This window comes from Phycicoccus jejuensis (assembly GCF_000720925.1).
GTDB lineage: Bacteria > Actinomycetota > Actinomycetes > Actinomycetales > Dermatophilaceae > Phycicoccus > Phycicoccus jejuensis.
Window position 1 is genome coordinate 204,243 of the sequence record NZ_JOEE01000003.1, and the last position, 13,373, is coordinate 217,615.

At 73.7% G+C, this 13,373-nt stretch carries 16 protein-coding genes; 4 read left to right on the forward strand and 12 right to left on the reverse strand.

From position 1 onward, the window contains the following. Positions 1-37 precede the first annotated feature (37 nt). Positions 38-430 carry a hypothetical protein gene (locus IG69_RS0107210; RefSeq protein ID WP_030527490.1) on the reverse strand — a complete coding sequence of 131 codons (393 nt, stop codon included), beginning with the start codon at positions 428-430 and terminating at the stop codon, positions 38-40. Positions 431-577: 147 nt separating this feature from the next. On the opposite strand from IG69_RS0107210, the gene IG69_RS0107215 reads away from it, so the two are divergent. From IG69_RS0107215 to IG69_RS0107230, 4 genes are all read left to right on the forward strand, one after another. Beyond that, positions 578-1,333: a hypothetical protein gene (locus IG69_RS0107215; RefSeq protein WP_157577412.1), complete on the forward strand. Its 756-nt coding sequence runs from the start codon at positions 578-580 to the stop codon at positions 1,331-1,333. Further along, complete coding sequence (locus tag IG69_RS0107220; protein WP_030527492.1) at positions 1,330-1,893, forward strand: hypothetical protein; 564 nt, start codon at positions 1,330-1,332, stop codon at positions 1,891-1,893. Before IG69_RS0107215 ends, IG69_RS0107220 begins: the two co-directional genes overlap by 4 nt. 97 nt (positions 1,894-1,990) lie before the next feature. Beyond that, on the forward strand, positions 1,991-3,055 hold the full coding sequence (locus IG69_RS20915; RefSeq protein WP_051750331.1) for an OmpA family protein: 1,065 nt from the start codon (positions 1,991-1,993) through the stop codon (positions 3,053-3,055). A gap of 8 nt (positions 3,056-3,063) precedes the next feature. Further along, entirely contained in the window at positions 3,064-3,660 is a 597-nt protein-coding gene (locus IG69_RS0107230) for a hypothetical protein (RefSeq protein ID WP_030527494.1), read from the forward strand. 77 nt (positions 3,661-3,737) lie between these two features. Here the strand turns inward: IG69_RS0107230 and IG69_RS0107235 are convergent, their stop codons facing one another. The 11 genes from IG69_RS0107235 to IG69_RS0107285 form a co-directional block, all read right to left on the reverse strand. Beyond that, a complete protein-coding gene (locus IG69_RS0107235) occupies positions 3,738-4,334 on the reverse strand; it encodes a pilus assembly protein TadG-related protein (protein ID WP_030527495.1) in 597 nt (198 codons plus the stop codon). A 95-nt stretch (positions 4,335-4,429) separates the two neighbouring features. Next, complete coding sequence (locus IG69_RS0107240; protein WP_030527496.1) at positions 4,430-4,633, reverse strand: hypothetical protein; 204 nt, start codon at positions 4,631-4,633, stop codon at positions 4,430-4,432. A 132-nt stretch (positions 4,634-4,765) separates the two neighbouring features. Next, positions 4,766-5,401, reverse strand: coding sequence for a response regulator (locus IG69_RS0107245; protein ID WP_030527497.1), 636 nt, complete (start codon positions 5,399-5,401; stop codon positions 4,766-4,768). Further along, positions 5,401-6,597, reverse strand: a complete 1,197-nt coding sequence (locus IG69_RS0107250) for a sensor histidine kinase (protein ID WP_030527498.1) — start codon at positions 6,595-6,597, stop codon at positions 5,401-5,403. Before IG69_RS0107250 ends, IG69_RS0107245 begins: the two co-directional genes overlap by 1 nt. Then, on the reverse strand, positions 6,587-7,492 hold the full coding sequence (locus IG69_RS0107255; RefSeq protein WP_030527499.1) for a type II secretion system F family protein: 906 nt from the start codon (positions 7,490-7,492) through the stop codon (positions 6,587-6,589). The genes IG69_RS0107250 and IG69_RS0107255 overlap by 11 nt, the downstream gene beginning before the upstream one ends. Further along, entirely contained in the window at positions 7,489-8,409 is a 921-nt protein-coding gene (locus tag IG69_RS0107260; protein WP_030527500.1) for a type II secretion system F family protein, read from the reverse strand. The genes IG69_RS0107255 and IG69_RS0107260 overlap by 4 nt, the downstream gene beginning before the upstream one ends. Further along, complete coding sequence (locus IG69_RS0107265; protein ID WP_211250980.1) at positions 8,406-9,737, reverse strand: TadA family conjugal transfer-associated ATPase; 1,332 nt, start codon at positions 9,735-9,737, stop codon at positions 8,406-8,408. The genes IG69_RS0107260 and IG69_RS0107265 overlap by 4 nt, the downstream gene beginning before the upstream one ends. Further along, positions 9,734-10,078 (reverse strand): TadE/TadG family type IV pilus assembly protein, encoded by a 345-nt coding sequence (locus tag IG69_RS0107270; protein ID WP_030527502.1) that lies wholly within the window; start codon positions 10,076-10,078, stop codon positions 9,734-9,736. The genes IG69_RS0107265 and IG69_RS0107270 overlap by 4 nt, the downstream gene beginning before the upstream one ends. Beyond that, a complete protein-coding gene (locus tag IG69_RS0107275; RefSeq protein ID WP_051750332.1) occupies positions 10,075-11,775 on the reverse strand; it encodes a CpaE/TadZ family protein in 1,701 nt (566 codons plus the stop codon). The genes IG69_RS0107270 and IG69_RS0107275 overlap by 4 nt, the downstream gene beginning before the upstream one ends. After that, positions 11,775-12,506 (reverse strand): Flp pilus assembly protein CpaB, encoded by a 732-nt coding sequence (gene cpaB / locus IG69_RS0107280; RefSeq protein WP_030527504.1) that lies wholly within the window; start codon positions 12,504-12,506, stop codon positions 11,775-11,777. Before cpaB ends, IG69_RS0107275 begins: the two co-directional genes overlap by 1 nt. Continuing rightward, positions 12,503-13,297, reverse strand: a complete 795-nt coding sequence (locus IG69_RS0107285) for a hypothetical protein (RefSeq protein WP_030527505.1) — start codon at positions 13,295-13,297, stop codon at positions 12,503-12,505. Before IG69_RS0107285 ends, cpaB begins: the two co-directional genes overlap by 4 nt. Positions 13,298-13,373 lie beyond the last annotated feature (76 nt).

The following is a 13,373-nucleotide window of genomic DNA, read 5'->3' on the forward strand; positions in this document are numbered from 1 at the left end:
GGGTCCGGGGGCCTGCCCGGGCCCGGGCCCGAGGGCCTCAGTCCTCGCGTCCCCGGAGCCCGAGCAGCACCGCGCCGCACACGACGACGAACCAGACCACGACGTCCAGGACCGTTCCGAGAGAGGTCGATCCGGTCAGCCACACGCCGAACAGAGGGCCGCCCGCAGCGGCCGTGGCGGTCCACGTGAGGGGGTCGAGGACGACCGCACCGGTCAGCAGCGCGACGGGGACGACCGCCGACCACCACGGGCCGCGTCGGCCGACGACGAGGGCGACGACGGCCAGCCCGACGAGCGTCAGCACGCTCCGACCGACGACGGACGCCACCACGCTCGTCGTCGACGCACCCACCGCCAACCCGAGCACCCCGAGGAGCCCCGCCCCCAGACCGCCGAGCAGGCACAGGCCGGACCATCCCGTCGTCCGCACGTCGGCACCCCTCTCCCCGTCCGCTGTTCCTGCGGGCCGATCCTGTCACGCGCCCTCGTCGAGAACGTCGACGCCGCCCCGGCGCCGTCGGCGCGAGGTAGTCTCGGGCGCGTGGGAGGAGGACGGACGGGGGCGCTGGCCGCATGCGTGGCGACTGCCGCCTGCGTGGCCCTCGCGCTCTCCGTCCCCGCGTCCGCCGTCCCGCGCGACGTCCCGGTCGGCACCGGGGTGCCCGTCCTCGGGCAGGTGCTCGTCAGCGGGCTCGGTCAGGGCGAGGAGCGGCCACCCTCGATGGTCGTCACGGTGCACGCCGTGCGACGGACCGAGGGAGCCACGATCCTCTACTACTCCGTGGGGTTCGCCGGCGAGGCGCCGGACCCGGAGGTCCTGCCGGTCACCGCGTACGGCTCCGGCCTCGACACCTTCGGCACGCTGCAGGCCTCCTCCGGCGCGACGTTCATGGACACCGCCGCCCTCGTCGACGGGCCCGGGAAGCGCTCGTACGGCGCACTGCGCACCGCGGCCGGCCGCGCGGTCGCCGCACCGCCCCCGGTCGCGGGGACCGACCGCGTCCGCCTCTCCGGCCGGGCCGTCATGCAGTGGGTCGCGCTCGCCCCGGTCCCGGCGAAGGTCAGGACGGTCGACGTCCTCGTCGGCAGCGCCTTCGTCCCGGGCATCCCCGTCGGCGACGGGCTCCTGGAGCCGACCGTCGAGGACCCGGCACCGGTGGTGGGGACGGGATGGCCCCGCGTCGACACCGTGGCCATCGGCGGGGCGCGCGCGGACGCCACGATCAAGACCCTCCAGGTGCACGTGGCCCGCCGCCCCGTCGCGAGCCCGCCCCCGGAGCCGACCGCCAGCCCCGGCGCGTCTCCCTCCCCGACGGCGAGCCCCGCCCCGTGAGCCGCCGCCCCACTCTGCTGCGCACAGCCGTCACCGCCCTCGCGGCAGCCCTCGCCCTCGGCGGGTGCACCGCCGACGAGGGGACCCCGGCGCCCGAGCCCAGCCTAACGCTCGCCAAGAGCCCCACCCCCACCGACGTCGGCCCCACCGCCGACTTCCTCGACGTCGAGGAGGACCGCCCCCTCGCGACGACCCCGGCGCGCGACGACTCCTCCTACTCCGGGGCGACCTTCGCCATCCTGGAGGTCCGCAGCACCGAGCGCTCGACGCTCGTCGTGTGGTCAGCCACGCACCCCCGGACGCTCTCGGCCGGGTCGGACTTCGACGTGACGGCGTGGCGCAACTTCCCGGTGCTCTCCACGAAGTCCAGGGCGTACTCGGTGCTGACCTACGAGGCCACGACGGGGCAGGTGGAGTGCGCCTGCGTCGACATGCGGGCGATGCGCGCCGAGCCGAACCCCCAGGGCGCGCTGTACCCGCCGCTGCCCGCGGACACCGCGTCGGTGACGCTCACCTCCCCCTGGTTCCGCGACGTCACCGTGCCGGTCACCCACGGGTAGCCGGGACCCGTCCGGTCCGGAGGCTGGCCCTTCCGTTCTCGGCCCGGGTCAGTAGGGTGGCGACGGATCCATTCGCCATCGAGGGGGAACCGCCGCGATGAAGACCCTTGCCACCGTGCTCGCCACGGCCGCCGCGCTGGCGTGCGCGGTGCCGGCCGTGGCCGCCACCGCGCCGCCGTTGCCGAGCGTGCCCGACGTCCCGGTCCTGGGTCAGGCGTGGATCGGCAACGTCACCGACCAGCGCCTCGCCGTCCTCTCGGTCCACGGCGTGCGCCGGGTCGAGGGGGCGACCGTGCTCTACTACTCGCTCGGCCTGCGCAGCGAGGACCGCAGCGGCGCCGACGCGGCGTTCTTCAGCTCCTACGGCAACGGGAACTACTACGCGCTCAACCAGAACGGGTCCAGCGGGCTGCAGTGCACCGCCGCGGCCATCGACGTCTCCGGGGGCCTGGCCTACAGCGCCCTGAAGACCGACGAGGTCGGCCGGTGCATCTCCACCAACAACCTCGAGCTCGAGGCCCCGCGCGACCAGCTCGGCCGCGCGACCGTGGGCTGGGTGCTCCTCGCGCCGGTCCCGCAGGACGTCACCACCGTCGACGTGCTCGTCGGCTCCTCCCTCGTGCAGGGCGTGCCCGTCGAGGACGGCGCGCTCGAACCCACGGTCGCCGAGCCCGCCCCCGCGGTCGGGACCGGCTGGCCGACGGTCGACACCTCGCGGGTGGCCGAGGCCGTCGACCCCGAGGGCGCGGTCTTCGACCTGCGCAGCCAGGTGCAGGACGTCAAGAAGAAGGTCACCCAGGCCAAGCGCGACGGGCGGGAGGAGCTCGAGCTCGACGCCTCGGTCCTGTTCGCCACCGACAAGGCGACGCTGACCAAGGCCGCGACCGGCATCATCGCCGAGGTCGCGAAGCAGATCACCGCCGCCGGCAGCACCGGCACGATCACCGTCACCGGCCACACCGACAGCAACGCCGGCGAGGCCTACAACCTCGACCTGTCGAAGAGGCGCGCGGCCGCCGTCGCGAAGGCCCTCGCCCCCCGCATCCCCGAGGGCATCAGGATCACCCCCGTCGGCAAGGGCGAGAGCGAGCCCATCGCCGACAACGGCAGCGCCGAGGGGCGCGCCCTCAACCGCCGCGTGACGATCACCCTGCCCCAGTGAGGAATTCGATGACCCGCCGCCCCCTCGCCGCACTCGCCGGCGCCACGCTGGTCGCCGCCGTCCTCGGCGGGTGCACCGACGACCCGGCACCCACCGACCCCAGCCCCTCGGGCACCGGCACGGCATCCGGCGGCCCGAGCGCCAGCGCCTCCCCGACCCCGCAGGACCGCTCCGCGGCCGTCGTCGACGGCGCCGCCCCCCTGGCCGAGATCGCCACCACCAAGGCCAAGGCCTCCTCCTCCTTCGAGGGCGCGACCTTCGGCTTCTACCGGCTCACCCGCTCCGACTCCTCGACCCTGCTCGTGTGGCGCGTCACCGGCGGTGACGGCTCCAGCAGCGCCCGCGACGCCAACATCCGCTTCTGGGAGAAGTACCCCGTGATGGTGACCGGCGGCAAGAAGTACTCCGTGGTCACCTTCGACAAGCAGGACGACGGCTGGTCCGCCCTCTCCGACCCCGCCCTGCGCCTCTCCCAGGGCGTCGAGAGCCCCCCGGTCTCCGCCCTCTACCCGCCGCTGCCCGCCGGCACCACCGAGGTCACCCTGACCAGCCCCTGGTTCGACGACGTCACGGTCCCCGTCACCGACGCGGCCACGACCGGCTGAGCCGGCGGCTTCCGGCGCACGACAGCGGCCCCGGCCTCCGTGAGGAGGCCGGGGCCGTGACGCAGGCCGCGCGTCCCCTACTCGCGCAGCGTGACCCGGAACATCTTCTTGACCTCGGCGACCGTGGTCAGCAGGGTGACGTTCCCGGTGGTGTCGACGTACACCCGGACCGTGACGTCGCCGCAGTCGGCGGTCGTCTCGTAGCCGGTGGTCGAGCCGGGCACCGCGACGACGATGCACGGCCCGAGCCGGCGACCGGTCTGCGCGACGGCGTCGGCGCTCTCGCGCCGGCCGGTCTCGGTGACGAAGTCGCTCCGCACGCTGACCTCGACGCGGTCGGCCAGCGGGTAGTAGCAGTACGTGGTGACGTCGGTCGAGTTGCGGGACGCGAAGGACTGCGCGCGCCCTTGGCCGTCGCCACAGCTCCAGAAGCCGCGCGGGACGCGCGACTGGAGCGAGCGCACGATGTTGTCGTAGGCGTCCTCGCGCACCTGCTGGGCGCCGGCGAGGGCGGCCGCGTCGGCGCCCGACTGGATCTTGCTGACCTCGCTGCTCACCTTGCCGGTCCGGAACACGATGCCGAGGGCGGCCGCGACGAGGACGAGCACGACGACGATGGCCACGGCCGTGACGGCCTGGCCCTCCTCACGACGACGGCGGCGCTCCTGCACCATGCCGGCCTCCCCTCGAACGGTGCGGGTGGTGTCGACCCCGGACGCGCGGATCGCCGGGGCGGGTCCTGAGACCCCGCCCCGGCGACCCGCTCACATCACTTGGCGCCGGTGATGTTGTCCCAGGCGCTCTTGATCTTGGTGCCCACGTCGGCACCGGTCACGACGCCGTAGATGGCGGCGATGACGACACCGGCGACGAGGGCCATGCCCAGGTACTCCAGCGAGTTCTGGCCGGCCTCGCGGCGGTCCTTGAGGGTGGCGGCGAGGGTGGTGTAGCGAGCGGCGAGCTGGTGGGTCATGGCGTTCTCCTTGGTCCTGATCCCCGGTGTCCGAGGGCCTGCGGTCCTCGTTCTTGACACCCTGAACGCTACGGACGGGCGAGGGACGGGCACAGGGTCCGCAGGCCCAGCACCGGGCCCAATCCGTCCCGGTCAGGGCCCGGGCCGGGTCCCCAGCCAGGCCACGATCGCCTCGGCCCGGGTGGTCACGGCCAGCCGCGGGAAGATCTGGTTGATGTGGTTCTTCACCGTCTTCTCGGAGAGGAACAGCTCGCGGGCGATCGCCCCGTTGGTCTTGCCGGCGGCGACGAGGTCCATGACCTCCGCCTGCCGCTCGGAGAGGTCGAACCGGGCCCGCCCGGTCGGTCCCGCGACCGGTACCCGGCCTCCGCGCAGGGCCGCCAGCGCGGGCCCCGACAGGCTGCCCGTCCCCTCCGCGGCGGCCCGCACCATCGCTCCCAGGCGGTCGGCGTCGAAGGTCCCGTGCACGAGGTAGCCCACGGCGCCCTCGTCCAGGGCGGCGAGGACGACGTCGCTCTCGTCGGAGAAGGTGAGCATGAGCACGTGCGAGACCTCGGAGATCTCGCGCACGACCGAGACACCGTCGCGCACCGGCATCCGCACGTCGAGCAGGACGACGTCGGGTCGGGTCTCGCGGACCCGGGCCAGGGCCTCGACGCCGTCCCCGGCCTCGGCGACGATCTCGAGCTGGTCGTCGGTCTCGACGAGCGAGCGGATCCCCCGCCGCATCACCGCGCTGTCGTCGACGATGCACACCGTCCAGGCCATCAGGCCACCACCTCTCGTTGGTCCTTCTCGACGAGGCCTCGGCGGTTGACCTCGAAGGTCACCGTCGTCCCCTGCCCCGGTCGGGTCTCGTGGCGGAAGCTCCCGCCGACCCCCGCCATCCGTTCCGCCATGCCGACGACCCCGAAGTGCCCGCGCGCGGGAGAGGCGGCGACGAACGCCGGCTCGCTGCCGGCGCCGTCGTCGCTGACGACGAGCATGAGCCGGTCGGCACCCGCGGCCTCGAGGACCACCCGGACGGTGCACCGGCCGGCGTGCTGCCGCACGTTGTCGAGGGCCTCCCGCAACCCCATGAGCAGCTCGTAGCGCACGTGCCCGTCCGTGACGTCGACCGGGGCCAGCCGGGTGACGCAGCGCCGGCCCGTCGAGGACCGCCACTCGTCGACGACCTGGGCCACGGTGTCGCTGAACGACAGCTCGGCGACCGGGGTCCGCAGCTCACCCATGAGCTCGCGCACCTGGGCGATGACGAGGGTGCAGTCCTGCTCGAGCTCGCGGGCCCGGGCCACCGCGACGTCGGTGTCGCGGTGCAGGTGGTGCGGGATGCTCGACGCGGTGAGGGCCATCGCCTGGAGCGACTTGGCGATGGTGTCGTGCATCTCGCGGGCGATCCGGCCGCGCTCCTGCGAGGTGGCCGCCGCCGACATCGCGTCACGCAGCGAGGCCTGCGCCCGGGCCTCGGCGTGCCCGGAGCGCCGGATGGCCAGGCCGAGCAGCCAGAGCGTGACGAACACCGCCGGCACGACGACCACGTAGGCGACGAGACCTGCGTCGTCGATCGGCCGGCCCGTGAGCAGCACCAGGTCGATGGCCACCGTGAAGAGCACGACGAGCAGTCCCGGCGCCACGGGCAGCCAGAGACCGACGAGCAGCGCAGAGGTCGCGAGCGCGAGGACGAAGGGGGTGTCGACCCCGACGAGCGCCACGACGACGGCGACGAGGACGACGTCGAGCAGGACGAGCAACGGGTGCCGCATCAGCAGCACCCGGACCCGCGGCGAGCTGAGCGCGAGGTAGGACACGCCCGCGGCCGCGACGACGCCGAGGGCCCCCAGGCCGTCGCCGCGCGCGACCCACGCGAGCTCGAGGAGGAACAGCAGCGCGAGGCGCACGAGGAGGGCCACCTGGGCGACCCGCAGCTGCAGCCGCGTCGGCGGCAGCGCGCCCTCAGAGACCACCGAAGGACCCGAGGTCGAGGTCGGAGCCGATGTACAGGCCGACGATGAGGAGGATCATCGCGCCGGGGACCATGACGACGGTCGTCAGCAGGGTGACCCGGGGCGCGATGGCGGCGGCCTTCTGCCGGGAGCGCTGCGCCGAGGCGCGGCGCATGTCGGTGGCGATCTGGTTGAGCGTGTCGACGAGCGGCGCGCCGAGCTCCTCGGCCTGGAGGTAGGCGGTCGTGAACTCCTCGATCGACTCCGAGGTGTTGCGGTCCCGCATGGCCCGGAAGGCCGAGCGCACGCTCGCGCCGTTGGTGATCTGGTGCAGCGTCGTCATGACCTCCTCGGACAGGGGCCCTCCGAACCGTTCGGACACGACGCCGAGGGCCTGGCGGAAGCCGATGCCGGCGCTGACGGTGACGGCGAGGACGTCGAGGAAGTCCGGCAGGTCGCGGTCGATGCGCTCGCGCCGTCTGCGTCCCATCGCCGACAGGCGCGCGAGCGGCATGACGACGATCGCCGCGAGCGCCATGAGGACGGGCAGGAGGCGTCCCTGCAGCACGAAGATGACGACCGCCGGGGAGACGATGAGCATCCAGAGGACACCGCGGGCGATGACGGAGTCGACGTCGATGCCCTCCGGGCGCCCGGCCTGGTCGACCTGGCGGCGCACGAGCGCGACGGCCGACGACGGCAGGAGCCGGCGGACCCGCGGGGCGAGGCGGTAGGCCACCGCCGACACCGGCCCCTGCGAGCGGGCCCGCTTCTGGGTCGCGCCCTGGAGGATGGCGATGTCCTCGACCGCGAGGTCGCTCGCCGGGTCGGTGCGCAGCATCCGGTAGCCCCGGAGGAAGAGGTAGGCGGCGACCGCGGCGACGACACCCGGGACCGCGCCGACGAGCCAGCTCATACGTCGAACCGCGTCATCTTCCGGATGGCGTAGAAGCCGGACCCGAAGATGGCGAACGCGAGGAGGAGGGCGACCTGGCCCAGTGGCTGACGGGTCATCTTGTCGACCGTGCCGGGCTGCATCGCGTTGAGCATGAGGAGCATGACGACGCCCAGGACGATGACGAAGTACGACGTCACGACCGGCTGCGCGAGCACCGTCCGGACCTCGCGCCGGGTCTCCTTGCGCTGGTCGAGGGTCTCGGCGATGTCGCGCAGGGCGGTGACGAGCGAGCCACCGCTGCGGGAGGCGACGACGAGGGTCGAGATGAGCACCGAGGTCTCGCGCGAGCCGACCCGGTCGCGCAGCTCCTCGAGCGCGCGCTGCAGCGGGGCCCCGAAGCGCAGCCGGGTGGCGACCCGCGAGAGCTCGGTGCGGGCCGGCTCGGCGAGCTCGTCGCCGGCGATGGCGATGGCGGTCGGGAGCGAGAGCCCGGCGTAGCTCGCGTTGGCGAGCACCCGGGCGAGCTCGGGCAGCTGGGCGACGAACGCCTCCCGGCGGCGCTCCTTCGCGCGGCGCAGGTACGCCCGCACGGCGAGGACGCCGAGCAGGCTGCCGACGACCCCGAGGAGCGGGGCGAGCAGCGTCCACAGGGCGATCGAGCCGACGGCACCGACGGCCAGGCCGGCGACGAACACGACCGACGGGCGTCGGTTGATGCCGGCGACGTCGAGCTCGCGCACGAGCCACCGCCCGGGCCGCGTGCGACGGAAGCGTGCGTCGAAGACGTCGAGCAGGCTGGGCGCGTCGTCGTCGAGGCCGCTCTCGGCGCCGCTGATGGCGACGTGCCGGTCGCGCGCCGCCCGGGTGAACTCCCGGGCCCCGAGCAGGGCGAGGAGCGCGGCGAGCACGGCCCCGCCGAGGATCGCGAGGATCATGACGCACCCTCCATGAACGCGGGGAGCGCGACCCCGGCCTCGGCGAGCCGGCGGCGCAGCGCGTCGGGCACCGGGTGGGTGACGAAGCGACCGCGGGTGCGGGCGACGTCGTCGACGTGCATCGGGTCCCAGGTGACGAGCGGGACGAGGTCGAACTCCTCCTGCCGGCGCGAGGCGAGGAAGCAGGTCTCGACGACCCGGCGCGCCCCGTCGGAGTGCCGGTTGAGCTGGACGATGACGTCGATGGCGGAGTTGACCTGGTCGCGGATCGCGTGGAAGGGGACCTCCACGTCGCTCATCGACGCCAGCGTCTCGAGGCGGGCGAGCGCGTCACCGGGGGTGTTGGCGTGGACGGTCGTCAGCGATCCCTCGTGGCCGGTGTTCATCGCCTGGAGCATGTCGAGCGCCTCGCCGCCGCGGCACTCCCCGACGATGATGCGGTCGGGCCGCATGCGCAGCGAGTTGCGGACGAGGTCGCGGATGGTCACCTGACCGCGGCCCTCGACGTTGGGCGGCCGGGTCTCGAGCCGGATCGTGTGCGGCTGGTCCAGGCTCAGCTCGGCGGCGTCCTCGATCGTGACGATCCGCTCCTTCGGGGAGATGAAGCTCGAGAGCGCGTTGAGCAGCGTCGTCTTGCCCGAGCCCGTGCCCCCCGAGACCACGACGTTGAGGCGTGCCTCGACGCAGGCCTGGAGGAGGGCGGCGAGCTCGGCGTTGAGGGAGCCCCACTCGATGAGCCGGGGCAGCGAGATCGCCGTCGGGAAGAGGCGGATGGTGACCGTGGGCCCGTTGAGGGCGAGCGGCGGCAGGACGACGTTGACGCGCGCGCCGCGCGGCATGCGGGTGTCGGCGGGCAGGCGGGCGTCGGCCATCGGGCTGGACTCGTCGACCCGGCGGTTGACCGTCGAGACGATGCGGTCGATCGTCTGGAGCAGCTGCTCCTCGCTCGTGAACCCGGCCGGCCACAGCTCGAGGCGGCCGCTGCGCTCGACGTAGATCGTCTCGTGGCCGTTGATCATGATCTCGCTGACCGTGGGGTCGGCGAGGATCGGCTCGAGGACACCGAGACCGACGGCCTCGTCGACGACCCGGCGGACGAGCAGGTTGCGCTCGCTCGTCGAGAGGATGACCCCTTCACGTGAGACGAGGTGGGCGATGACGCGTTCGAGGCGCGCGCGGCGCTGACTCGGCTCGAGCTTGCTCAGCTCGTGCAGGTCGACCTCCTCCAGCAGGAGGCGCCGGAAGGTGGTGATGAGCGAGTCGTCCTCGGTGCCGAGCCGGCCGAGGGTGGCGGAGTCCCCGATGAAGGAGCGGTAGGACCTGCTCACGGTCGCTCCGCCGGCATCTCGACCGTCCGGCTCACCGGGTCGAGCCCGATCGCCGAGAACGTGGGCACCTCGACCCGCACCGTGTAGCGGAAGCCGTCGCCGGAGCGGCCGCCGACGAGCGTGTGCCGCCGCAGCCCGTCGGGCAGCGCCCGGGCAGCCGCGCTGCCGGGGTCCTGGCCGAGGCTCGCGGCCCGGGCCGCGGCGCGCGCCGCCTCGTTGGCCGAGGTCGCGGCCCAGGCCCCCACGGCCAGCTGCCAGACCATGAACCCGACGAGCAGGACGAACGGGGCGAGCGCCACGAACTCCAGCGAGGCGGTGCCGCGCTCGCGCCGGCGGCTCATCGCTCGCTCACCACGGACCGGGTCGACGTGAGCTCCTGGGGGAAGTGCAGGTTGGCGGGGCCGGAGGCGGGGATCTGCATCCGCACGGTCACCCGGTCGCCGTCGACGGAGACGGTGAGGTCGTCGAAGGCCCACGGCGACCGGTCGCGGGCGGCGGCCTGGGCACTGGCCTGGCTGCCGGTGACCGAGTACTCGCGGGCGGCGACGCGGGAGGCGTTCCCCGACATGACGAACGTCAGCCCGATCGTCACCACCTGCCACGCGGCGAGGGCGATGAAGAGGATGAGGGGCAGGAGCACCACGTTCTCGAGGGCCACCTGCCCGCCTTCCCGGCGCCGCCGGCCACCGACCTCGGCGACCTCGGGGGCGGGGTCCTCCGTGACCGGGGCGTCGTCGTCCACCCTCGCGTCGACCACGTCGGTCGGTGCGGGCCGTCCGCGCCCGCGCCCACGACGGCGGCCGCGTGCCGGCACCTCCGCGGCGTCGGTCGTCCCGGGCTCCGGGGTGCGGCGTGGCCGCCCCTTCCGGGGTCCCTTCTCGACCGGTCGGGCGTCCTCGAGGTCGAGCTCACGGCGCAGCTGGGTCATGAGACGCCACCAGGCGACCTCGGTCACCGCCCGCGGGTCGCGCTCGTTCATCGCGGGCTCGAGCGCGCGCGTCGACAGCGGCACCACCGCGTCCAGCACCTGCGCCGAGGTCAGCTGCGCCACGGCGCTCGCCGGGAAGATGCTCGTCCGGTCGACCTTGTTGACGATGATCCGCAGGGAGCTCTCGTCCGTGACACCGAGCGCCTCCCACGCGAGGATGCGCTTGCGCATGGCGCGGACCGCGAGGACGTCGGCCGTCGTCACGACGACCGTCTCGTCGGCGAGCTCGACGACGGACGCCTGCGCGGGTGACACCGACCCGCCGCCGTCGACGAGGACGAGGTCGAACTCGCGTCGCAGCAGCGCGAAGATCGGGCGGAGCGCCTCGGCGGTGATGAGCTCGGTCAGCCGCACGTCCGCCGGGCCGAGCAGGAGGTTGAGCCCGCACTCGTGCTGGACGACCGCGTCGTTGACGGTGCTGCCGGAGAGGTCCTGGTGGACCTTGGCGAGATCGGCGATGGAGACCGCCTGGCGCACGTCGAGGACCGCGCTGACGTCGCCCTTCTCGAGGTCGAGGTCGACGACGCAGACCCGGCGGTTCGGGTTGGCCGTCAGGTGGTCGAGCGCGAGGTGCGTCGCGAGCGTCGTCGTGCCGACGCCGCCCTTCGCGCCGACGACAGCGAGGACCTTGCCCCGCGCCGAGCTGGCCTGGGCGATGGCGCCGGCGAGGATGCGCTTCATCTGGCGCGACCAGTCGTTGGCCGAGGTCACCTTGGCCGAGAGGTCGTCGAAGGCGAAGGGATGCGCGATGACCCCCCGCGCGCCGGCCTCCATCGCGCGGATGACCGTGGCCGAGGTGCGCTCGGCCGAGACCTCGAGCACGGCGACGCTCGGGTGGCGCGCGCCGAGGTCGCGGATGGTCTGGAGCACCGGGTCCGGCCCGAGCTGCTCGTGGAGGACGACGATGTCGGGGTCGAGCCGCGAGGCGAGGTCGAGGACCATGCTGCTGGACTGGGCCACGCCGATGACCTGGGCCTCGTCGAGCTCCTCGAGGAGCGAGCGGAGGTCGGACTCGATGGTCCCGTTCGACATGCCGATGAGGATCTTCATCACTTGGCCTCCTCGAGCACGGCCTTGCCACCGAGCTCGGACGCGTCGTACTCGTTCGGTTCACCCTGCCGGTTGGTGCCGACGTCGTTCGGGAGGGCGACGAGACGGACCTCCGCGGCGAAGGCCGCCGCGTAGGAGACCGAGAGGGCCTGGTCGGGCTCGAGGGCCAGCGTCACCGGCAGCACCTTCTGCTCGGAGGTGCCGCCCGCGGCGCTCTGCTGGGTGACCGTCTGCTCACCGGCGATCGACACGATGCGGACGTCACGGACGAGGATCCGGACGGACTTGGCGAGCCCGGGGACGTCGGCGAAGACGGCGTAGATGTCGACGCGGTCGCCGGGGCGGACGCGGCCGGCGACGCCGGTCACGGAGTCGACGTTGATGGCGACCTCGCGCTCGGTCGACGAGAGCGAGCTGCTCGGGATGAGCATGTCGGAGCTGACCGTGGTGCCCGGGTTGAGCCGGAAGCCGACCCGCCGTCCCTGGAGCTCGTCGAGCGAGAGGACCGACGACTGCGAGACCCACCGCTCCGGGACCTCGACCGCCTCGATGTTGTCCGGGCCGAGCGGCGTGTAGGCCTCCACCGCCTGCCGCGCCTGGTACACCGTGACGCGTGAGCCCACCTGCGAGTTGACGTTCGCCACGTACGCGGACACCGCGAGGAAGGTGCCGACCGCGACGACGAACGAGACGAGGACGAAGAGCAGCCCTCGTCGTTGACGGGGGTTCATGCGGAGGTCTCCTCGACGAGCCGGGGATGGACGTGGCAGAAGGGGCAGACGTCCCCGTGGAGGACGTCGCCGCAGACCGGGCAGGCACCGCGAGAGGGCCCTGCCCCGGCGAGCGAGTCGGCGACGACGATGAACTCGGCCCCGGGGTTGCCGTAGAGCGCCCGGGCGTCGGCGACGACCGGCGGGACGTGGATGACGTCGTCGGACCCGTACCAGGCCCGCAGCCGCTGGGACGCCGTCGACTCCGGCGGCGCGGCGATGACGAGCTGGCGGGTGGGCGGCCCGGCGTAGCCCTCGGCCGCGGCGCGGACGACCCCGGCGTCGGGGCCGAGGAGCGCGAGGAAGCGCGGGCCACCGGGCAGCAGGGACCGCAGGTGCTGGCCGAAGCTCGGGCTCGGCACGGACAGCCGCGTGACCCGCGAGAGCCACGCCCCGCTCGTCGTGCCGCCGAGCGTCCCGGCGAGGCGGGCGAGCCGCGTGCCGTCGTCCTGGTTCTCGATGTGCGCCGCCTCGAGCCCGATGACCGCGGCGCCGAGGAGGCTCGACCGCACGGCCAGCCGGGAGACCGCGAGATGCGGCAGCGCCCCCGAGACGACGTTGGTCACGAGGGCGGCGGCGTCGAGGTCGGCGGGGCGGTGCAGCACGACGAGCCGGGCGTCGCCGCCGAGGTCCTCACGCAGCCGGGCCGCCACCTCCGGCCCGCCGAGCCGCCCGGTGACGAGGGCGACCTCCGAGCCGAAACCCCACTCCTCGACGGCCGTCGAACGACGCGAAGGGTCGACGACACACACGGACAACGACATACGAGAGCTCCCCCAATTTCGCCCCGGCGTGGACCGCGGCCCTGTCCTCGTGCTGGAGTTTAGC